Raw genomic sequence first — 19,633 nt, 5'->3', positions numbered from 1 at the left:
TCCATGCGTTCCAAATGCCCCGGTTGACGCAGCGACACTGCGCCAACCGAAGTCTGAGGTTAATTCAACACGCGTAACAATGCTGCCTCAAGAATCGCCAGCGCTTCGTCGATCTGATCGTCGTCGGTCACCAGAGGCGCAAGGAAGCGCAGCACATTCCGGTGTACGCCGCATTTGATCACCAACAGCCCGCCAATCCTGGCCTGATCGATCAGTTGCTGGGTGAGTTCGGCATCGGGGCTGCGGGCCTCGTCGTCTTTGATCAGTTCAATCGCCAGCATGAAGCCAGTACCGCGTACATCACCAATACGCGGATGACGTGCCTGCAAGCGCAGCAGGCCCTGACGCAACCGGTCGCCCAATGCATCACCGCGCGTGAGCAACTGCTCCTGTTCGTAGGCTTCGATCACCGCCAACGCCGCCGCGCAAGCCAGGGCGTTACCACCATAAGTACCGCCAAGGCCACCGGGTAATGGCGCGTCCATGATGTGCGCACGCCCCACCACGCCCGAAATCGGCAAACCACCGGCCAGGCTCTTGGCGACGGTGACCAGATCCGGCTGAATGCCTGCGTGCTGGAAACCGAACCATTTGCCGGTGCGGCCGAAGCCGGTCTGAATTTCATCGAGAATGAGCACGATGCCATGTTGCTCAGTCAGAGCTCGCAGCGCCTGGAGAAACTCCGGTGGCGCGGAAAGGAAGCCTCCGTCGCCCTGCACTGGCTCGATGATGATCGCCGCTACCCGGTCCGCAGGGACTTGGGTCGCCAGCAATTCGTTCAGGGCTTGCAGGGCCATCTCGCTGCTGAAACCGCGATAGGCGTTAGGGTACGGAGTATGGAAGACTTCGGGAGCGAAAGGCCCGAAGTTCTGTTTGTAGGGTTGGCTCATGCCGGTCAAGGTCGTACCGAGCAACGTGCGCCCATGGAAACCGCCACGAAAGGAGATGACTGCCGGGCGATTGGTATGCGCGCGGGCGATCTTCACCGCGTTTTCCACAGCCTCTGCACCGGAGGTAAACAGCGCCGCCTTATAGGCTTCGCGACCACCGACCAACTCGCACAAACGCTGTACCAGGTCCAGATAGGGTTTGTAAGCCACCACCTGGAAGCAAGCATGGCTGACCTTTTGCAATTGGGCTTGCACCGCCGCAACCACCTTCGGATGATTGTGGCCGATGTTCAAAACGCCGATGCCACCGACGAAGTCCAGGTAGCGCGTCCCATCCACGTCCCACACCTCGCAACCCTGGGCGCGATCGATAACCAGCGGGTGTGCGGTGACCAAACCCCGTGGCACGAATTGATCGCGTTGACGGAGCAAACTCGGGGTTTCTTCGACTTTACTGTTCATTGGCATCTCTCATAGTGGGCCTGGCAACCGGGAAGCGGCTGCGACGTGTTTCACAGGTTAAGCTTTCGACGCAATTGTCTAAGCCGAACTTGGCCTCTGAGAAATCGGGATCGACTGTTTTCACCCCGGCAAACAGCAGAATCCTTCAGCGGCGGCCAGCCCCCATGGAATCTGCCGATAGGTGCCCCCTACAACGCAGCGTCGTGTGTTTACGCAGAGCCTTTCGACATATCCTGCTTTGTCACTCGGGCATGCTTGAGGCTCCCTATTTAATGCGAGAAATTACCCATGGCCCTGTTCTATAAAGCTGACCCGGTGCGCGGCGAACAATGGAAGCGTCTATTCGCTGAGCACGCTCCGGATATCGAATGGCGTGCCTGGCCGGACATCGGCGATCCGAAGGATATTCGCTACCTTGCGGCCTGGCAGACGCCGGACGATCTCGACACCTTGTTGCCCAACCTGCAAGTACTGTTCGCCCTGTCGGCCGGGGTCGATCAGCTTGACCTTGACCGCTTGCCCACAAACCTGCCGGTGGTACGTTTACTCGACCCGGGCATCACCCGGGGCATGTGCGAATACGCCAGTTTTGCGGTGCTGAGCCTGCACCGGGACATGCTCCGTTATCGCCAGCAACAAATGGCCCGGTGCTGGCAGGCTCACCTGCTGCAACCGGCCGCCAAACGTCGGGTGGGCGTGATGGGGCTCGGCACGCAGGCCCAACAGATTCTGGCCACCTTGCAGACCTTTGGTTTCGCTTTGTCGGGATGGGCACGCAGCGAGCATCGCATCGCCGGGGTGGACTGCTTTGCCGGTGCAGAGCAACTTCCGGCCTTCCTCGGCCAGTGCGACATCGTGCTGTGTGTCTTGCCATTGACCGAGCAGACGAAAGGGATTCTCAACCGTCAGGTGTTCCAGCACCTGCCCAAAGGTGCTGCCTTGGTCAACATGGGCCGCGGTGGGCATCTGGTAGAAGAGGATCTGCTGGAGGCTCTGGCCAGCGGCCAACTCAGCGCGGCGGTGCTCGATGTACTGGAACAGGAACCGGCAGCGCCGGATCATCCCTTCTGGCAGCATCCGCAGATATTGCTGACACCGCATATCGCGGCGATGACTCAGCCAGAAAGCGCATTTAGCGTGTTGCTGGAGAACATCCGTCGGCATCAACGCGGTGAATCAATGCTTGGCCAGGTTGACCGCGAGCGAAGTTATTAACTGCTGGCCTTACCCCTCGTTTGAGCAATAACTGCGGCCTGTGAAGTCGCAACTTATGCAATCTACCGAATTGACTGCAGCCCATTGCCAGGCCTCGCCGTAGCTGCGATACAGCCACCGCTGCGTGCAGTCCGGCCGTGCAGTGATCGACAAGATCCAGGGTTCTCCCGGTTTGCTTCGCAGTGTTCACCTGAGCAGAACGTTGCCTGCCGTGCAGGCAACGAATACTAATAAGATCAAATGAGGTAAGCGATGAACATCGCAAAACAAAGCGCTCTCTCCTTGGCGGTCATTGCCGCCACCGCGCAACTGGCAATAGCGGATCAGCAACAGCAAGCCAAGGGCTTCATTGAAGACAGCAGCCTGGTGCTGCTCAACCGTAATTTCTATATGAACCGCGACTTTCGCAATGGCGGCAGCAACAGCCAGGGTATCAACGGCTCCTTGCCGTCCAGCGAGCGCAACGGCTATCGCGAGGAGTGGGCACACGGTGCCATGCTCAACTTCGCTTCCGGTTTCACCCAGGGCACCATCGGATTTGGCACCGATGCCTTCGCCTACGGTGGGGTCAAGCTGGACACCGGCCGCGGCCGAGCCGGCAACGGCCTGCTGCCGATCAGCAACAACCGCACCGCCGAAGCCGACGTGCCGGACGCCTATGGCGAGATTGGCGGCGCTGTGAAGATGCGCATTTCCTCTACCGTGCTGAAGTACGGCGAACAACGCCCGACCGCTCCGGTATTCGCCACCGGCGACAACCGCTTGCTGCCGGAAACAGCGACCGGCTTTCAACTGACCAGCAACGAGTTCGATGCCTTATCCCTGGAGGGTGGTCACTTCACCGCCTTCAATAATCGCAATTCGACCAACTCCGATGACGGCCTGTTCACCACCTACGGAGGGACTGAAGCTGACAGCGTCGACTTTGTCGGCGGCACCTACAAAATCAACGAAAACCTCATCCTGAAGGCGTACACCAGCGAGGCCGTCAATGTCTGGCGTCAGCACTTCGGCAGTGCCTCCTATACGATTCCACTGGCTGACAAGCAGTCGCTCAATTTCGGTCTGACAGCCTATAAGACCAGTGACCAGGGCGAAGCGCGTGCCGGTAAACTGGACACCACTAGCTGGTCGGCCAAAGCGGCCTGGTCCTTCGGCGCCCACAAGCTCACCCTGGCCTACCAGAAGATCGATGGCGACGAGTATTTCGACTACATCGGTGTGGACTCGATCTGGTTGGCCAACTCGGTTCAGTACTCCGACTTCAACGCCCCTAACGAGCGCTCCGTCCAGGCTCGCTATGACCTGAACATGGCCGCCTACGGCATACCGGGGCTGAGTTTTATGACCCGCTATGTCAAAGGCGATCAGATCGATGGCACCAAGGCCGATCCGAACGGTGCCTACGCCAACAAGGTGGGTGACGACCAGAAGCACTGGGAACGCGATCTGGAAGCCAAATACGTGATCCAGGAAGGTGCGACCAAGGACCTGTCCTTCCGCCTGCGCCAAGCCACCCATCGCTCCAGCTCGTTCGACAGCGACATCGACGAAGTCCGCCTGATCATCGAGTACCCGCTGAGCATTCTGTAAGGGTTGTTCCCGGTCGGTTTAGCGCGTGGGCCGGCCGGCTTTCTTGAAGGCCTCCTCCTCGCTCCCTTTGCCTTGAGGCGCTCATTCGGGCGCTTTTTTTTTGCAATGTACCCCTCAGGAGTGTCTTTCGCTTCGACCTGCATCATGAAAGCCGACCCGGTATTTGCTGCCGATCCAGCTTCCTGTTTGAGCAGTAACTGTGGCTTGCAAAGCCGCCGCTGACGGAATCTGCCGAATCAATCGGGGCCTCTTGTCAGGCCTCGTCGCAGGTGAGATACAAAGACTTTCAGCGGAGAAATCCGACCGATTACGCTCCCCATCAATGGAGATCTGTCATGTCCATCTCGCAACGCCCTGCGTATCTCTATCGTCCCATGACCTCTGCTGATGTAGCGTCAGCCCATGACTTGTCCGTACAGTTGAAATGGCCCCACCGCCTGGAGGAATGGGCCATGTTGCAGCGTGTCGCGCAGGGTTTTGTCGTAGAAGACCAAGGCCGCCTGATCGGTACCGCGTTCACTTGTCCGCAGGGAGATTACGCCACCATCGGCCTGGTGATCGTCAGTGATGAGTACCAAGGCCAGGGTATAGGTCGCAAGCTGATGGAACTGGCACTTGAGGCCTGCGGATCGCGTACCGCCATGCTCAATGCGACGCTGGCCGGTGCCCCGCTTTATGCCAGCCAGGGGTTCATTGACTTTGGCCATATTCAACAACATCAGGGGCTCGCGCGGGTTCCTGCACCCAATGACCTGGCAGCCGGTGAGCGCTGCCGCCCGCTGACCGATGCCGATCGGAGCAGCCAGATTGAACTGGCCAACGCCGGCAGCGGCCTGGACAGACACGCCGTGCTCAATGATCTGTTCGATGTCGTTGAACACTCGGTCGGTATCAAGCGCGATGGTCAGCTGCGCGCCTTCGCCATGCTGCGTCCATTCGGCCGTGGCCGCTGTATCGGCCCGGTCATCGCCGAAAACCCAGAGCAGGCCAAGCACTTGATCGCGGTGTTGTTGGCCCAAGTGCCGGACGCCTTCGTGCGCATGGATATACCGTCCGACAGCGGTCTGGCCCCTTGGCTGGAAGAGGCCGGGCTGAAGCATGTCGATACCGTCGCACAAATGGCTCGTGGTACCCCACCGCAGGCTGTCGGCGCGATGCGTCAGTTTGCTCTGGTGACTCAGGCCATCGGCTGACAAACCCCTCAGTACATCCAACGCAACACGATGCATTTTCCTGGAGAAACACCTTCATGCTAGAGCCCACTGCAGTGCTGTTGGCACACGCCGACGGCAGTCCCGTTCCAACAACATTCACCCCCGGTTCGTTGGGAGCCAACGATCCTTTCGACCGACACATTGCTTATGTCGGGCAGGACGACATCGCTGCCGGCGTGGTCCAGGCGAGCGGACAATTGAGCATCGATGACTATCCCTACAGCGAAATGATCGTGGTTCACACAGGACACGTCACCCTGCGGAGCCAGGATTGCACGCTCCAACTAAATCCCGGTGACAGCGCCGTGATCGCCCGCGGTACGTCGCTCCAGATCGAGGCGCAACCCGACTCTCTCTGGGCATTCTGCGCGGATACCCAGCTCGTTACAGAGCGCCATCCCGGGCTCACGGTGCTCCCCCCGCTAACCCTGCTCTCTCCCTCGGCGGCACCGGGTGCAGAAATTCTGCTAAGCCCCGCACCGCAATGCCGCTCGCACAATTTGTTTGTCGAAGAACCGACCAATCTACGCATCGGCGTCTGGGACTCGACTCCCTATACCCGCGGGGCGAGGCCGCACCTGCTGCATGAACTGATGCACCTGCTCGAAGGCAGCGTCACCCTCCAGGTGGCAGACGGGACCCATCTGACGGTCAACACCGGCGATACGGTGTTCGTGCCCCGAGGTGCCCCCTGCGCCTGGAAGAGCAGCGTCTATGTGCGCAAGTTCTACGTCGTCAAATAACTCGAACAACGTTAGCGCCGGCAGATGAATTTTCCTCCGCCGGCCGCACCACAAAACCGATCAATCACTTGCGGAGTACAGACAATGGGATTGGGTGGCCTCAGTACCGGAAAACTCCTGATCATCCTGTTGATCGTGGTCATGCTGTTCGGAACCAGGCGCCTGAAAGGCTTGGGGTCGGACCTCGGCGACACGATCAGGGGGTTCCGCAAATCCATGGGCGGCGATAAGCCAGTCACTGACGAGCCCAGCGCCCCGCCTATTGACGCTCAGGCGCGCACGCTCGAAGACTCGAGTGCCCAAGCCCCAGTCAACCATTCAAACCGAGGTGAGAAGTAGAGATGGAAGTGCAGTCGATGCCCGACAAGCCTGTCGGTGGGGAAGCATTCTGGGAGCGTGTGCGCACAGCCTATCCGGAGCAGCGCCCCCTATTGAACCTGAACAACGCGGCCGTGAGCCCACCGCCGCTGGTGGTAGAGCAGGCCATGATCGATGCCTATCGGCTGATCAGCCAGAACCCGGACGTCAATATGTGGAGCAAGCTCGACGCCGAACTCCCTACGATCAAGCAACAGCTGGCTGACATGGCCGATTGCAATCCCGATGAGATCGCCCTGAACCGTAACTCATCCGAAGGCTTGTCGACGGCCATCTTCGGCATTCCATTGAAGGCCGGCGACCAAGTGCTGGTCTCACTGTGGGACTATCCGAGCGTAATAGCTGGATGGTTGCAGCGTCAGCAACGCGAAGGCATCGAAGTGGTGACCGTCGACTTCGACCTGATGGACGATGAGAATGTCATCGTGCAAGCGTATGCGCAGGCCATTACCCCGCGTACCCGGGTGATCCAGCTGACCCACATGCTGCACTGGACCGGGCGGGTCCTACCGGTCAAGCGCATCTGTGCGCTAGCCCGGGCGCGGGCGATTATCACGGTGGTGGACGGTGCCCAGACGTTTGCGCAGATACCGCTCAGCTTCCGCGAACTGGATTGCGACTACTTTGTCACCAGCCTGCACAAATGGCTGGGCGCGCCGGTCGGCAATGGCATGCTCATTGTCAGGCGCGACCGAATCGACAGCACCTGGCCGTTGCTGGGACCTTTCGACCCGCCGCCGCTGCAGATCGACAAGTTCGACCACTGGAATCTCGGCACCTATAACTCGGCGATACAGGCAGGCATTGCCCCCGCTATCCGTTTCCATACGGAAATCGGCACGCGAGTCATTCACGCTCGTCTACAGGAGCTGACCCGCTACTGGGTTGACCTCGCCAAAGACATTCCCGGTTTCAGGCTTCACACGCCACTTGATACCGTCGAGCTGGGCGCAGTCAGTCTGTTCTCTATTGATCAATGCGATGCTCGATGGATTGAACAGGCGCTTCGAACAACCCACGGGGTGCATGTCAAGTTTCGCCAGATCAGACATATCAGCGGCCTTCGGGTATCGCCGAGCCTCTACACGCAGAAGAGCAATTTGTGCCGCTTTGTCGAGGCGCTAAAGCAGGTGGTTGCAAGCAGATAGGCCGGTGGGCCAGGGGGTACACTTGAGACCCGCGGAGGCAGTGCCCCCTGAAAGGTGGGCCGGGCGTGTCCCCCCCACCGCAGCTAGATGCCATCACCCGGGGAGTACAAGGGGTTAACCAAGTCGTAACTTTTTACCAGGCGCTCGATGCTGCCATCACGTTCCAACTCCGCCAGAATCTTATCGAGACGCTGCATGAATTTGGGCTTGTAAGGGTAAGCCGTAGCATTGAGCCGGGTATAACCAAGGTACCCCGCCTCACCGGAGAGCCAAGGTCCTTCGACTAGCCAACTGAGATCACTCTGGGCGAAGACGCCCTCGTGTTGCATCTGGTCAAGCTCCCAGTGGATCGAACGACGGTCATTGATATAGACATCTATTCGTCCGTGATAGAGCCTCTCCAGGTTGGTACGGTTGTCGTTGGCATAACTCTGCTTCAGTGCATCTGAGGCCAGCATGACTTGGTAGTCTTTATCGTCAATGCTCATGAACCCTCTATTCATGCCAATGTGAAGGCCGCCATAGCCGAGCGGAAAGCGCTCGATCGGACGTTTTCGCGCCACTTCGGCGCGCACGAAGACGACTACCTTCTCTTTCAATATAGGCCGCGAATAATCCATCCAAGGGCGCTCGATGGGCCGGTAGTAGGGTGGATACAGGGCAAAGGCTCGGCCGCTAGCCACTTCCGCCAGACCGCGCGCCCAGGGTACGGGACGAATATGCACGCGATAGTCTGGCATGCGCTTAAAGGCAGTACGCAAAATATCGGTGTAAAGCCCCTTGGCCTCATCCCCCTCGGCGTAGCTGTAGGGTGGGTAGCCGGCGTCACAGAGAATGACCACGTCTACGGGGGCGCTCGCCCAACTCTTGGCGTGTAGCACGCCCCCCAGTAAAACAACCAGCAACATCCGCATGCAGGATTTCCTTCCGTTGATCCCTCTTTCCTGCTCCTTCGCAACAGTAAAGGAAAGGGGTGTTAGAACAGTTTCACAACGCTTGCGCCGGCAGACCTGGGCAGTGTCTGCGGGAGCGGTGTCTGGACGCGACAAACCAAAAAAAAAGCCCGCAGTGTGAACGGGCTAAAAGGGTGACGCACAAGAATGAATAGAGCTTTCCAGCCGACCTGTCGTTACCTCAGCTCAAAGCGCCGCGGCGATTGCCTTGCCGACATCCTGAGTCGAGCCCTGCCCGCCCAGATCGGGGGTGATCGGCCCCTCGGAAATGATCTGCTCGATGGCCTTGAGAATACCGTCATGGGCCGCGCGATAACGTTCATCACCATTGCCGAGGAAATCGAGCATCAAGGCCCCGGACCAGATCATCGCAATCGGGTTGGCGATGTTCTGCCCATAGATGTCCGGCGCTGACCCATGCACCGGCTCGAACAGCGAAGGGAAGCGTCGCTCTGGATCAAGGTTGGCCGAAGGAGCGATACCGATGGTACCGGCGCAGGCCGGTCCCAGGTCGGACAGAATGTCGCCGAACAAATTCGACGCCACCACCACATCGAAGCGGTCCGGTTGCAGCACAAACCGCGCGCACAGAATGTCGATGTGTTGCTTGTCCCAGGTGACGTCCGGGTACTTCGCAGCCATCAATGCAGTGCGCTCGTCCCAATACGGCATGCTGATGGAAATCCCGTTGGACTTGGTCGCCGCCGTCAGACGCTTGCGCGGCCGGGTCTGGGCCAGGTCGAAGGCGAACTTGAGAATCCGGTCCACGCCGCGCCGGGTGAACACCGACTCTTGCAGCACGAACTCATGCTCGGTGCCCTCGAACATCTTGCCGCCGACCGACGAATACTCGCCTTCGGTGTTCTCGCGAATCACTACGAAATCGATGTCCCCGGCTTCGCGCCCGGCCAGCGGACACGGCACACCGGGAAACAGCCGCACCGGACGGATGTTCACGTATTGATCGAAGTCGCGGCGGAACTTGAGCAACGAACCCCACAGGGAAATGTGATCCGGCACCTTGTCCGGCCAGCCCACGGCGCCAAAGTAAATTGCGTCGAAGCCCTTGAGTTGTTCGAACCAGTCGGCGGGCATCATCTGCCCGTGTTCCAGGTAGTAATCGCAGTGAGCCCAGTCGAGCACCTCAATGCTCAAATCCAGCTGCCATTTTTTCGCGGCCTGCTCCAGTACCCGCAGCCCTTCCGGCAAGACTTCCTTGCCGATGCCATCGCCGGCAATCGCGGCGATTCTGAATGGTTTGCTCATCAATCGTGGCTCCTCAATGTCTGTTCAAACGATGACCGGATCACAGCCCGCCGATGTGGAAGGCTTTGACTTCAAGGTATTCATCCAGGCCGTACTTGCTGCCTTCGCGACCCAGGCCCGATTGCTTGATACCGCCGAATGGGGCGACTTCCATGGAAATGAGCCCGGTGTTAAGACCGATCATGCCGAACTCCAGCGCCTCGCCGAACCGCCATGAACGGCGCAAGTCCTGGGTGAAGAAATAGGCGCCCAAGCCATAAGGTGTGGCATTGGCCAGGGCCAGCGCCTCTTCCTCAGTGGTAAAGCGCATCAGCGGTGCAACCGGGCCGAAGGTTTCTTCGTTGGCCAGCAACATCCCGGCATGGGCCTCACCGAGCACCGTCGGCTGGACGAACTGGCTGTCGCCCTCAGGGATTCCGCCACAGAGCAGACGGGCGCCCTGACTCAAAGCCTCGTCGATATGTCGAGCGACCTTGCTCACCGCCGCTGCATTGATCAGTGGGCCGATGGTCACCTCAAAGTCCAGGCCATTGCCGACCTTGAGCTTGCCCACCTCCTCCACCAGGCGCTGGGCGAAGCGTTCGTAGATACCGTCCTGCACCAGAATCCGGTTGGCGCAAACACAGGTCTGGCCAGCGTTGCGGAACTTGCTGAGCATGATGCCGGCCACTGCCTGCTCAAGGTCAGCGTCGTCGAACACAATGAACGGTGCGTTACCGCCCAACTCCAGGCTCAAGCGCTTGATGTGCTCGGCGCTCTGGCGCATCAGCAGCCGACCGACAGCGGTGGAACCGGTGAAGGAAATTTTGCGCACCGTCGGGTTGCCGGTCAGTTCTTCGCCAATGCCGGCGGGCATGCCGGTCACGACGTTGAACACCCCGGCCGGAATGCCGACCCGTTCGGCGAGTACTGCCAGCGCCAGGGCCGACAGCGGCGTCAGGTCCGAGGGTTTGACAATGATCGTGCACCCGGCGGCCAGGGCCGGCGCGCACTTGCGGGTGATCATCGCGTTGGGGAAGTTCCATGGGGTGATCGCGGCGCAGACACCAACCGGTTGCTTGAGCGTGAGCAAGCGGCGGTCGCCGCTGGGTGCCGGTATGGTTTCGCCGTAGACCCGACGGGCTTCTTCGGCGAACCATTTGACGAAGCCGGCACCGTAGCGAATTTCACCCTTGGCTTCATTCAGCGGTTTGCCCTGTTCGCAGGTCATGATCAGCGCCAGGTCGTCGAGGTTGTCGACCATGGCCTGATACCAGCGCTCCAGCAGCGCCGCCCGCTCTGCCGCCGGGCGTGCGCGCCATGCAGGCCAGGCGCGGTCGGCGGCTTCAATGGCACGTCGGGTTTCGCTGCCTTGCATCGCGGGCACGCGGGCGAGCAACTGGCCGCTGGCCGGATCGATGACGTCCAGGATGGCAGCGTTGTCGGCGCTGATCCACTGACCGTCGATGTAAGCGAGTTCTACCAGCAGGCTGGGGTCTTTCAGGCGATTCTTGAGCATGGTCGAGTCCTGTTCCGAGACAGCCTTCAGTCTATTGCGTCGTCACAGACGAGGATGCTGAAAGCGCCGCCCCTGCAGCCGTCGAATGCTGAAAATCAGCATTCGACGGCAGGCTCTACTGTTGGTTTGAGATCGCTATCGTCGGGAGGCCCCGGTGCCGAGGCGCAGCCGCTCAACACCACGAGCCTCGGTCAAACGATAAAGTGCTTGACCATGCCATTCAGCTCGCTGGCCAAGCCGGCGAGCTCCCGACTAGAGGTCTGGCTCTGATTGGCCCCGGCCGAGGCCTGTTGGGAAACATCACGGATATTGAGCAGGTTGCGGTCCACATCACGGGCAACATGGGACTGCTCTTCGGTGGCACTGGCAATGCATAGATTGCGTTCGTTGATCTGGGCGATGTCGGCGACGATGGCATTCAGTGCCGTACCTGCCGCACGGGCGACCTCCAGGGCATCGCGGGTTTTACCATTGCTGCTTTGCATCGCCCGCAGCGTAACCTGACTGCCTTTCTGCACCGAGCCGATGATGCTCTCGATCTGTTTGGTCGATTCCTGGGTTCGTTGCGCCAAGGCCCGGACCTCGTCGGCCACCACGGCGAAACCGCGTCCGCTTTCGCCCGCGCGAGCCGCCTCGATCGCCGCATTCAAGGCGAGCAGATTCGTTTGCTCGGCAACGCCGCGAATCACATCCAACACCGAGCCGATATCACCTATCTGGCCTGCCAGGGCTTGCAGGGCCCCTGCCGTATCCTCGATATCCTCGGTCAACGATTCGATGGCACCGACTGTACGGCTGACGCTCTCCTGGCCCTGACGCGAGCGTTGATCTGCGGCCAGGGAAACCTCCGAAGCCCAGGCAGCATTGCGCGCCACGTCTTCGATCGCGCCAGTCATTTCGGTGACCGCAGTGGCCGCCTGGTCGAGTTCAGCGCTCTGGCGTTGCACGCCACGGGTGGCCTCATCGGTCACTGCGCTCAACTGGGCGGAGGTCGTGGCCAGTCGCTCGGAAGAACTCAATACCTGCCTGACGGTACTGCGCAGATTCATCTGCATGCGCTCAAGCGCCTGCAGCAGGCGCGACGCTTCATCCATGCCAACGATATCCAGTGGTTGGGTCAGGTCACCCTTGGCGATACGCTCGGCTGCCGCCATGGCAATCGCCAACTGTTTAAGCAGACGCAACACGATCAAGGTGGCCAAGGTGCCGCCAGCTAACAGCAGCGCCAGCAAACCTGAGGACATCAGGATGAGGCTCTGCCGGGCACTGTCGCGGCGTTTCACCAGCGCCTCATCGAGTGCCGTCAGCGCTGAATCGCCAAGGGCATACAAGGCGTCAACAGGTTTGTTGTAAGCCGTGAGATAGTCGCCGACCGGGTAATTCAGCTTAAGCGCGTACAGAGCATCGGTAGACTCGTTATTCCCGGTGGGGTTTGCACTGGGCGCGAAATCCATGTCCATTTCGACGGCCGATACCAATCGCGCATTGCTGAGTTCAAGCGCCTGATGGATTTGCGGACCTAGTGCCGTTAGCGGCGCGTCCAGCAGAGTCTTGAGTTCGGGCTCGGCGGCACTCGCCTTGGTCAAGGCACGCGCCGTCTTGTCAACGCTGCTCAGCGCCTGGGTGGCCAAGCCACGCAGTGCACCTTGTTGCTCGGGCAGGATCCGGCCCTGCGCCAGATACAGGCCGCCGGCACCGCGCAACTGACCTAACAACTCGCTGGCTTGCGGCAACTCGATCAAGGCACCCGCCATCAGCGAGTAAGTCTCTAAAACCGGGTCCAGTGACAATTTGAAGTGATCGAGCATTGCATCCTCGATCAGCAGGCAGGCTGTGATCAACTGGCTATGCCGGGCCAGACTCTGCGGGCCTTTGACTGTTGCCTGGCCAACTTCGCCGGCCAGCTCGCGCCATTGTTGCTGCGCCCGCCCCCAGGCAGCCAGGATGTCGGGGCTGACCTTGACCTCCTGCAATACGCGCTCGGTTGCCTCGAAGGCTTGATCCACCTCGGCCTGCTTGTTCAAACGAGCCTCGTGGAAAGTCCGGTTGCCGCCCAGCACGACGGATGACAAATCGCGATGCTGCTGCGTCAAGTGGATCAGCTGGAGCAATGCCTGCACCGGCTGTATGCCGCGCAGTTCAAGATTTGTCTGGCGGCTATTCTGGTACGCACCCAATACGTAAAGGCTGGTTGGAATGGCAATCAGGGTCACGGCTAGCAAGCCGAGCAAGACGAACTTGCCAGAGAATGACAGGCGCTCAAGCACTTTCATGGGGGAACTCCGGAAGGGTTGCGAGTGGCTAGCGGTTTTCTGAATAGGCGCAGTCAAGCCTGGGAAGTCTTTCTCAGCACTTCCCACACTGTCAGAACGTTGAAGGGGTGAACTCAAGCTCGGGCGTCACGCCATAACCGGGACACAAGCGTGTGTGAGCAAGTGTTCGGCGTAGGCAAACGGAACTCTAAACCCGCATCGAGCCCAACAACCCTTGCAGGAAGTGCTCGCCAGCCTCCATTTGGCTGATCTCGATGAACTCGTCAGGCTTGTGCGCCTGCTCTATCGAACCCGGGCCACAGACCACCACCGGCACATCCAGGCGTTGTTGGAACAACCCGCCCTCGGTGCCGAAGGAGACCTTGGCGGTGCCGGTATCCGGTGCGGCGAAGTTTTTCACAAAGCGCACCGCTTCGACACTCGGATGGGTATCGAGGCCGGGATAGACGTTCAGGGTTTCAATTTCGATATCTGCCGCGCTGGACAGCTTTTTGGCTTCGCGCACGATCACTTCGGCACGCTCGCGCATCTGCTCCAGGAATTGATCCAGATCGTCCGCCGGCAAGTTACGCACTTCGAAGTCCAGGGTGCACAGGTTCGGCACGATGTTCAGCGCCTTGCCGCCGACAATCTGCCCGACATGCACGGTGCTGTAAGGCACGTCGTAATCTGCATCCTGCGCGCCCTGCTCTTGCAGTTGCTGCTGGCTCTGACGCAGTGCCGCGATGAAATCGCAAGCCACGTGAATCGCATTGACCGAACGTGGCGCCAGCGAGGAATGCGCTTCCAGGCCGCGACAGTAAGTGCGGTAAGAACCCTTGCCCTTGTGCCCGAGCACGAACCGCATATTGGTCGGCTCACCAATCACGCACAAAAACGGCCGCACCGGCGCCAGGTGCAGCACGTCGAGCAAACGTCGCACGCCGACGCAGCCGATCTCTTCGTCATGGGACAGCGCCAGTTGCAATGGCCGGTTCAAGGAATGGTCAGCGGCATCGAGCATGGCGTCGATAGCCAGCGCGATAAAGCCCTTCATATCGCAACTGCCACGCCCATAAATCCGTCCGTCCTGCACCGTCGCCTGAAACGCCGGGAAGGTCCAGGCCTGTCCCGCTGCGGGAACCACATCGGTGTGCCCGGACAGCAAAATCCCCGGCACTTCCCGTGGACCGGTACTGGCGAACAGGTTGGCCTTTTTGCCGCTTTCATCCTTGACGATCAACGACTCGATGCCCTTGGTCAGCAGCAGATCGCGCACGTACTCGATCAAAGCCATGTTCGACTCCGAAGAGACGGTGTCAAAGGCCATCAGACGCTTGAGAATCTCCAGTACGCGGGGTTTCATGAGGCCTTGCTCCGTTGCTCGGCTGAAGAAGCGAACCGGTTGATGGAAAACGGCGAAATCGAAGTGCTGGTGCTGCCGGTGCTGATCAGTTCGGCCATCACGTCGCCCACGCCCGGACCGAGCTGGAAACCATGGCCGGAGAAGCCGAAGGCATAGAACAAGCCATCAACCGTGCCGCTTGGCCCCATCACGGGCAGAGAATCAGGCAGGTAACCTTCGATACCACTCCAGACCCGAATGATATTCAGGTTGCCGACACCCGGCAGCAGACGGCGCATTTGCTCGAGCTGATTGAGGATGCTGCGCGGCTCGACCTGAGCCCGACGGGTGAGCATGTCCGGCTTGCTGCGGTAGCCGCCACCAATGACGATGTTGCCGCGGGGGATCTGGCGGAAATAAATCAATTCTTCGGGAATCTTGGTATAGACGCCGATCACCGTCGGCAAGGCGTAAGGCACCGGCTCAGTCACGGCCATTTGCGGGCCATGGGTGTCCAGCGGCACCGGTTCGCCGAACTGCGCCGAAAGTTTTTGGCCCCAGGCGCCAGCGGTAATCAGCAGACGCTCGGCGCTGAACTGACGGCCGTCGGTGGTGCTGATGCTGAACTCACCACCCACCTTCTGCACCTCGGCCACTTCGGTCCGCTCTTCGATCCGCGCACCGAGGCGGCGTGCCGCCCGGGCAAACGCCGGGGCCGCCAGACGCGGGTTGGCGTGACCATCATGGGGGGCATAGGAGCCGCCCTTTACATCCGGGCCGAGGAACGGAAAACGCTTGTGCAGCTCGGCGCCACGAAAGATTTTCAGCTCCAGTTGCTCCGCCTCGGGAGCGTCGGCATAAGCTTGCAGCTCGGCGATCTCGTCTTCGCGGTAACACACCCGCATATGCCCGCTGGCGATGAATTCGAGGTCATCGTCAATCAGTTCCGGCAGACGCTTCCAAAGCGCCCAGGAGCGGTTGGCCAATTCCAGCTGCCCGAGGTAACGCCCCTGGCGTCGCACATTGCCGAAGTTCACGCCGCTGGCGTACTGACCGATCTGGTCGCGCTCCAGCAGGATCACCGACTGCCCGCGCTGGCGCAGGAAAAAGGCTGCCGCGGCGCCCATCAGGCCGCCGCCGACAATCACGACATCGGCTTTCTGTACCGTCATGGCGACACCTCCTCGGTGAGCATCGATAGGGGTTTGACCGGTGCCTGCCCCCGCTGCCGGCCGACCTGTTGCACGGCAACACCCGCCGCAGCGGCGATCACTTCGGCGCCAGCCTGGGAGCAATAACGTCCCTGACAACGGCCCATGCCAACCCGGCTGAAAGCCTTGGCGCGATTGACTTCACAGGCACCTTTCTCACTGACAGTACGGCGCAACTCGCCGGCCGTGATCATTTCGCAGCGGCAGACGATCGCCTCGTCCGGCAAGGCTTTGGCTTGCGCAGATGGCCAGGGAAACGCCTGAGCCAGGCCGAGGCGAAATTCATCCATCACTTCCAGGGCTTGGCGCTGTTCGGCGACCTGTCCGGCATCCACCGGCTGCTGCAGGTCCTCCAGCAGCGCCAGTGCGGCCAGGCGTCCGGCGCACTCGGCGGCATCGGCACCGCGAATCTTCGAACCGTCACCGGCGGCATACACATCACTGATCGAGGTCCGACCGTCTTCATCCGTGGCCAGCAACCATTGGTTCGACGCTTCATCGAAGCGCAGAAGACAACCGGCCAGGTCCGCCAACTGAGTTTCCGGGCGCAGGTGATAACCCAGCGCCACAGCATCGCAATCCACCACCAGGGTCTTCCCGCCAGCGGTCCGCACCCGTACACCACTGACACCACTGACCGCATCGCCCACCACTTGAAGCGGCGAAATTCCCAGATGCACCGGGATCTTCGCCCGGTACAGCTGCGCCAGCAGTTTCATCCCGGTGAACAACAGGCCAGGGCGCGCCAGCAGTTTCGGCATGGCGAGGATGCGTTTGCTCAGCGGCGAGGTATCGAGCACCGCCGCGACCTTGGCGCCAGCCTTGACGTATTGGCTGGCGACCAGATACAGCAACGGCCCGCTGCCGATGAACACCACGCGGTGGCCGATGGAAACCGCTTGGGATTTGAGCGCAATCTGCGCTCCGCCCAGGCTATAGGTGCCCGCCAACTGCCAGCCTTCGATCGGCATCAAACGGTCGGTGGCGCCGGTGCACAGGATCAACGCGTCGTAATCCACCGTCGAGTGTTTGCCCTGGCTGACGCAGCACAGTTGCCCCGGTGTCAGGTTCCACACCAGCGTGTCCGGACGGTAGTCGATCTGCCCGCGCAAGCGGTCGAAGCTCTGGTGCAGGTCGTTGGCCTTGGCGGCTTCGGTGCCATACAGCGTGGTGTAATCGCGGGTAAACCCTTCGGGTTGGCGACGGTAGATCTGCCCGCCATCCCGGCGATTCTCATCGATCAGAATGGGCTTGAAACCAGCGGCAACCAGGGTTTCGGCACAACGTGTGCCGGCCGGCCCGGCACCGACAATGACTATCCGCGCAGTGGCCATATCGCCTCCGGTTGTGTGGTGACAATATCCAGGCCTTCACGGACCTCATTGGAGCAGGCGCGTAGACGTTCGCCACTGCGGGTCCAGACCCAACAGTCCTGACACGCGCCCATCAGGCAGAAACCGGCGCGGCGACCCGAATCGAATTCTGATTGGCGCAACGCCGAGCCCTGAGTCAGCAACGCGACCATCAGCGTATCGCCCTTCAGCGCCTCGATAGGCTTGCCGTCTACCTGCAGTTTGATGATGGGCCGGCCCTGTTCGGCCAGCCTTACGAAACGCCCGTTCATGCATAGGCTCCCGCAGTCATGCTGTTTGAATCCTTCTGGGTTTTCAGCAACTCGGCACTGTCGTGATGACAAAGGACTTCACTGCCGCCAACAATCATCCTGCGGTCCGGCGGGACGCAATTGCACAGGCCATCAACCCGCACCGGGCAACGATTGAGGAACGTGCACAGCCCAGGCACATTGGCTTTGGCACCAATGGGCGGCAGCGTGCCGCAGGTCGTTGTTCCGCAGCCTTCCAGCCAGCCCTGGCGCAACTCCGGCACCGAATGGATCAACAGGTCTGTGTAAGGATGGAACGGCGCCTCAGCGTACGACTGGCGACTGCCGGACTGAACCTTGTGGCCGCTGTACATCACCACAATGTCGTCGCACAGCGCTCGCACGGTGGAGATGTCATGGCTGATGAACAGATAGGAAACGCCCAGCTCCTGACGCAGATCGCGCAGCAGTTCGAGAATCGCTGCCCCCACCACGGTATCCAGTGCCGAGGTCACTTCATCGCACAGAATCAGGTCCGGCTTGGCGGCCAGGGCCCGGGCCAGATTGACCCGTTGTTTTTGCCCCCCGGAGAGTTCGTTCGGGCGGCGTTCGGCCATGGTTCGCGGCAAGCGCACCAGATCCAGTAGCTCGCCGATACGTTCGCGCAGCGCGGCCCCCTTAAGGCCGAAATACATCTTCAGCGGACGGCTCAGAATGGTGCTGACGCTGTGCATCGGGTTGAGTGCGGTGTCGGCATTCTGGAAGACCATTTGAATGCGTCGGAACTGCTCGTCGGTGCGCGACGACAGGCTGCCACCCAAGGGTTGGCCATCGAAAGTCAGACCGCCGAGAGCGGGCTCCAACAATCCGGCCACCACCCGTGCCAGGGTCGACTTGCCAGAACCCGACTCACCGATAACGCCGATGGCCTGGCCTCTGCGAACCGTCAGGTCGATGTCTTCCAGCACGCGAATGGCCGGCATGCCTTGCGCATTCTTGTGGCCGTAACCGGCGGTCAGGCCCTGGATGGTCAGCAGCGGCGTCTCTTCGGCGATGCCGCAAGGCGGACGAATCGTCGTGTCCGGCCGCGCCGCCGCCAACAGGCTGCGGGTGTACTCATGGGCCGGGCCGTTGAGCAAAGGTCCGGTGGCGCTCTGTTCGAAGATCTCGCCGCCATTGAGCACCACGATCTGGTCAGCCATTTGCGCGACCACGGCTAGGTCGTGGGAGACGTAGACCGCCGTCGCGCCGCGTTCGCGCACCACCCGTTTGAAGGCACGCAGCACATCGATCTGGGTCGTCACATCAAGTGCCGTCGTCGGTTCGTCGAGCACCACCAGCAGCGGATCGCTGATCAGCGCCATGGCCGCCATCACCCGTTGCAGTTGCCCGCCGGAGACTTGATGGGGGTAACGTTGGCCAATGTTATCGGGATCAGGCAGGGCCAGATCGCGGAACAACTCGATGGCCTTGGCCTCAAGCACAGCCCGGTTGCCCAGACCATGAATCAACGCGCCCTCCACCACTTGGTCGATGAGTTTTTTCGCCGGGTTGAACGCCGCCGCAGCGCTTTGCGCGATGTACGACACCCGATTGCCGCGCAGGCCTTGCAGCTCGCTTTCGCTCAACGCCAGCATGTCGTGTTCGCCGATTTGCACCACGCCACCCGCCAGCCGACAACCACGCCGGGCATAACCGAGCAACGCCAAGGCGATGGTGGTCTTGCCGGAGCCAGACTCACCGATCAACGCCAGCACTTCACCTTTTTGCAGGGAGAAGCTCACGCCCTTGACGATTTCCACCTCACCGAGCTCGCCACAGGCGACCACTCGCAGGTCCTGGACTCGAATTAATTCGCTCAT

At 60.6% G+C, this 19,633-nt stretch carries 16 protein-coding genes; 6 read left to right on the top strand and 10 right to left on the bottom strand.

Annotated elements, in window-relative coordinates:
• Window positions 1-59: 59 nt before the first annotated feature.
• Window positions 60-1,352 carry a 4-aminobutyrate--2-oxoglutarate transaminase gene (gene gabT, locus ACZ3HH_RS23865; RefSeq protein WP_465808266.1) on the bottom strand — a complete coding sequence of 431 codons (1,293 nt, stop codon included), beginning with the start codon at window positions 1,350-1,352 and terminating at the stop codon, window positions 60-62.
• A gap of 288 nt (window positions 1,353-1,640) precedes the next feature.
• Here gabT and ACZ3HH_RS23860 point away from each other — a divergent pair, with 288 nt between their 5' ends.
• From ACZ3HH_RS23860 to ACZ3HH_RS23835, 6 genes are all read left to right on the top strand, one after another.
• Entirely contained in the window at window positions 1,641-2,567 is a 927-nt protein-coding gene (locus ACZ3HH_RS23860; protein WP_465808264.1) for a 2-hydroxyacid dehydrogenase, read from the top strand.
• A 252-nt stretch (window positions 2,568-2,819) separates the two neighbouring features.
• Window positions 2,820-4,160 (top strand): OprD family porin, encoded by a 1,341-nt coding sequence (locus ACZ3HH_RS23855; RefSeq protein ID WP_465808262.1) that lies wholly within the window; start codon window positions 2,820-2,822, stop codon window positions 4,158-4,160.
• Window positions 4,161-4,495: 335 nt separating this feature from the next.
• Complete coding sequence (locus ACZ3HH_RS23850; protein WP_465808260.1) at window positions 4,496-5,353, top strand: GNAT family N-acetyltransferase; 858 nt, start codon at window positions 4,496-4,498, stop codon at window positions 5,351-5,353.
• Between the two features lie 56 nt (window positions 5,354-5,409).
• A complete protein-coding gene (locus tag ACZ3HH_RS23845) occupies window positions 5,410-6,117 on the top strand; it encodes a cupin domain-containing protein (protein ID WP_465808258.1) in 708 nt (235 codons plus the stop codon).
• An 84-nt stretch (window positions 6,118-6,201) separates the two neighbouring features.
• Complete coding sequence (tatA, locus tag ACZ3HH_RS23840) at window positions 6,202-6,456, top strand: twin-arginine translocase TatA/TatE family subunit (RefSeq protein ID WP_465808256.1); 255 nt, start codon at window positions 6,202-6,204, stop codon at window positions 6,454-6,456.
• A gap of 17 nt (window positions 6,457-6,473) precedes the next feature.
• Window positions 6,474-7,643 (top strand): aminotransferase class V-fold PLP-dependent enzyme, encoded by a 1,170-nt coding sequence (locus tag ACZ3HH_RS23835; protein WP_465808254.1) that lies wholly within the window; start codon window positions 6,474-6,476, stop codon window positions 7,641-7,643.
• A gap of 83 nt (window positions 7,644-7,726) precedes the next feature.
• Here the strand turns inward: ACZ3HH_RS23835 and ACZ3HH_RS23830 are convergent, their stop codons facing one another.
• The 9 genes from ACZ3HH_RS23830 to ACZ3HH_RS23790 form a co-directional block, all read right to left on the bottom strand.
• A complete protein-coding gene (locus ACZ3HH_RS23830) occupies window positions 7,727-8,557 on the bottom strand; it encodes a substrate-binding periplasmic protein (protein WP_465808252.1) in 831 nt (276 codons plus the stop codon).
• Window positions 8,558-8,782: 225 nt separating this feature from the next.
• Window positions 8,783-9,862, bottom strand: a complete 1,080-nt coding sequence (locus ACZ3HH_RS23825) for a tartrate dehydrogenase (RefSeq protein ID WP_465808250.1) — start codon at window positions 9,860-9,862, stop codon at window positions 8,783-8,785.
• A gap of 40 nt (window positions 9,863-9,902) precedes the next feature.
• The gene (locus ACZ3HH_RS23820) at window positions 9,903-11,360 is read right to left on the bottom strand and encodes an NAD-dependent succinate-semialdehyde dehydrogenase (protein ID WP_465808248.1); all 1,458 of its coding nucleotides are present in this window, start codon (window positions 11,358-11,360) and stop codon (window positions 9,903-9,905) included.
• Window positions 11,361-11,551: 191 nt separating this feature from the next.
• Window positions 11,552-13,633 (bottom strand): methyl-accepting chemotaxis protein, encoded by a 2,082-nt coding sequence (locus ACZ3HH_RS23815; protein WP_465808246.1) that lies wholly within the window; start codon window positions 13,631-13,633, stop codon window positions 11,552-11,554.
• Window positions 13,634-13,820: 187 nt separating this feature from the next.
• Window positions 13,821-14,978 carry an acetylornithine deacetylase gene (argE, locus tag ACZ3HH_RS23810; protein WP_465808244.1) on the bottom strand — a complete coding sequence of 386 codons (1,158 nt, stop codon included), beginning with the start codon at window positions 14,976-14,978 and terminating at the stop codon, window positions 13,821-13,823.
• Window positions 14,975-16,129 carry an NAD(P)/FAD-dependent oxidoreductase gene (locus ACZ3HH_RS23805; protein ID WP_465808242.1) on the bottom strand — a complete coding sequence of 385 codons (1,155 nt, stop codon included), beginning with the start codon at window positions 16,127-16,129 and terminating at the stop codon, window positions 14,975-14,977. Before ACZ3HH_RS23805 ends, argE begins: the two co-directional genes overlap by 4 nt.
• Complete coding sequence (locus ACZ3HH_RS23800; RefSeq protein WP_465808240.1) at window positions 16,126-17,502, bottom strand: FAD/NAD(P)-dependent oxidoreductase; 1,377 nt, start codon at window positions 17,500-17,502, stop codon at window positions 16,126-16,128. The genes ACZ3HH_RS23805 and ACZ3HH_RS23800 overlap by 4 nt, the downstream gene beginning before the upstream one ends.
• Entirely contained in the window at window positions 17,484-17,792 is a 309-nt protein-coding gene (locus ACZ3HH_RS23795; RefSeq protein WP_460145807.1) for a (2Fe-2S)-binding protein, read from the bottom strand. Before ACZ3HH_RS23795 ends, ACZ3HH_RS23800 begins: the two co-directional genes overlap by 19 nt.
• Window positions 17,789-19,633, bottom strand: coding sequence for an ABC transporter ATP-binding protein (locus ACZ3HH_RS23790; RefSeq protein ID WP_465808238.1), 1,845 nt, complete (start codon window positions 19,631-19,633; stop codon window positions 17,789-17,791). The genes ACZ3HH_RS23795 and ACZ3HH_RS23790 overlap by 4 nt, the downstream gene beginning before the upstream one ends.

The sequence above is a fragment of the Pseudomonas sp. PME37.24/025 genome, assembly GCF_055556615.1.
The sequence above is the reverse complement of the archived record's forward strand: the minus strand, read 5'-3'. Positions and strand labels throughout refer to the sequence as shown.

Bases quoted from the DNA above. Each gene is read 5' to 3' on its own strand.
- ACZ3HH_RS23820 (WP_465808248.1), bottom strand. From the start codon at position 11,360: ATGCTCAAGAATCGCCTGAAAGACCCCAGCCTGCTGGTAGAACTCGCT.
- ACZ3HH_RS23830 (WP_465808252.1), bottom strand. From the start codon at position 8,557: ATGCGGATGTTGCTGGTTGTTTTACTGGGGGGCGTGCTACACGCCAAG.
- ACZ3HH_RS23805 (WP_465808242.1), bottom strand. From the start codon at position 16,129: ATGACGGTACAGAAAGCCGATGTCGTGATTGTCGGCGGCGGCCTGATG.
- tatA (WP_465808256.1), top strand. From the start codon at position 6,202: ATGGGATTGGGTGGCCTCAGTACCGGAAAACTCCTGATCATCCTGTTG.
- gabT (WP_465808266.1), bottom strand. From the start codon at position 1,352: ATGAACAGTAAAGTCGAAGAAACCCCGAGTTTGCTCCGTCAACGCGAT.
- ACZ3HH_RS23790 (WP_465808238.1), bottom strand. From the start codon at position 19,633: ATGAGCGAATTAATTCGAGTCCAGGACCTGCGAGTGGTCGCCTGTGGC.
- argE (WP_465808244.1), bottom strand. From the start codon at position 14,978: ATGAAACCCCGCGTACTGGAGATTCTCAAGCGTCTGATGGCCTTTGAC.
- ACZ3HH_RS23845 (WP_465808258.1), top strand. From the start codon at position 5,410: ATGCTAGAGCCCACTGCAGTGCTGTTGGCACACGCCGACGGCAGTCCC.
- ACZ3HH_RS23850 (WP_465808260.1), top strand. From the start codon at position 4,496: ATGTCCATCTCGCAACGCCCTGCGTATCTCTATCGTCCCATGACCTCT.
- ACZ3HH_RS23860 (WP_465808264.1), top strand. From the start codon at position 1,641: ATGGCCCTGTTCTATAAAGCTGACCCGGTGCGCGGCGAACAATGGAAG.
- ACZ3HH_RS23855 (WP_465808262.1), top strand. From the start codon at position 2,820: ATGAACATCGCAAAACAAAGCGCTCTCTCCTTGGCGGTCATTGCCGCC.
- ACZ3HH_RS23800 (WP_465808240.1), bottom strand. From the start codon at position 17,502: ATGGCCACTGCGCGGATAGTCATTGTCGGTGCCGGGCCGGCCGGCACA.
- ACZ3HH_RS23795 (WP_460145807.1), bottom strand. From the start codon at position 17,792: ATGAACGGGCGTTTCGTAAGGCTGGCCGAACAGGGCCGGCCCATCATC.
- ACZ3HH_RS23835 (WP_465808254.1), top strand. From the start codon at position 6,474: ATGCCCGACAAGCCTGTCGGTGGGGAAGCATTCTGGGAGCGTGTGCGC.
- ACZ3HH_RS23815 (WP_465808246.1), bottom strand. From the start codon at position 13,633: ATGAAAGTGCTTGAGCGCCTGTCATTCTCTGGCAAGTTCGTCTTGCTC.
- ACZ3HH_RS23825 (WP_465808250.1), bottom strand. From the start codon at position 9,862: ATGAGCAAACCATTCAGAATCGCCGCGATTGCCGGCGATGGCATCGGC.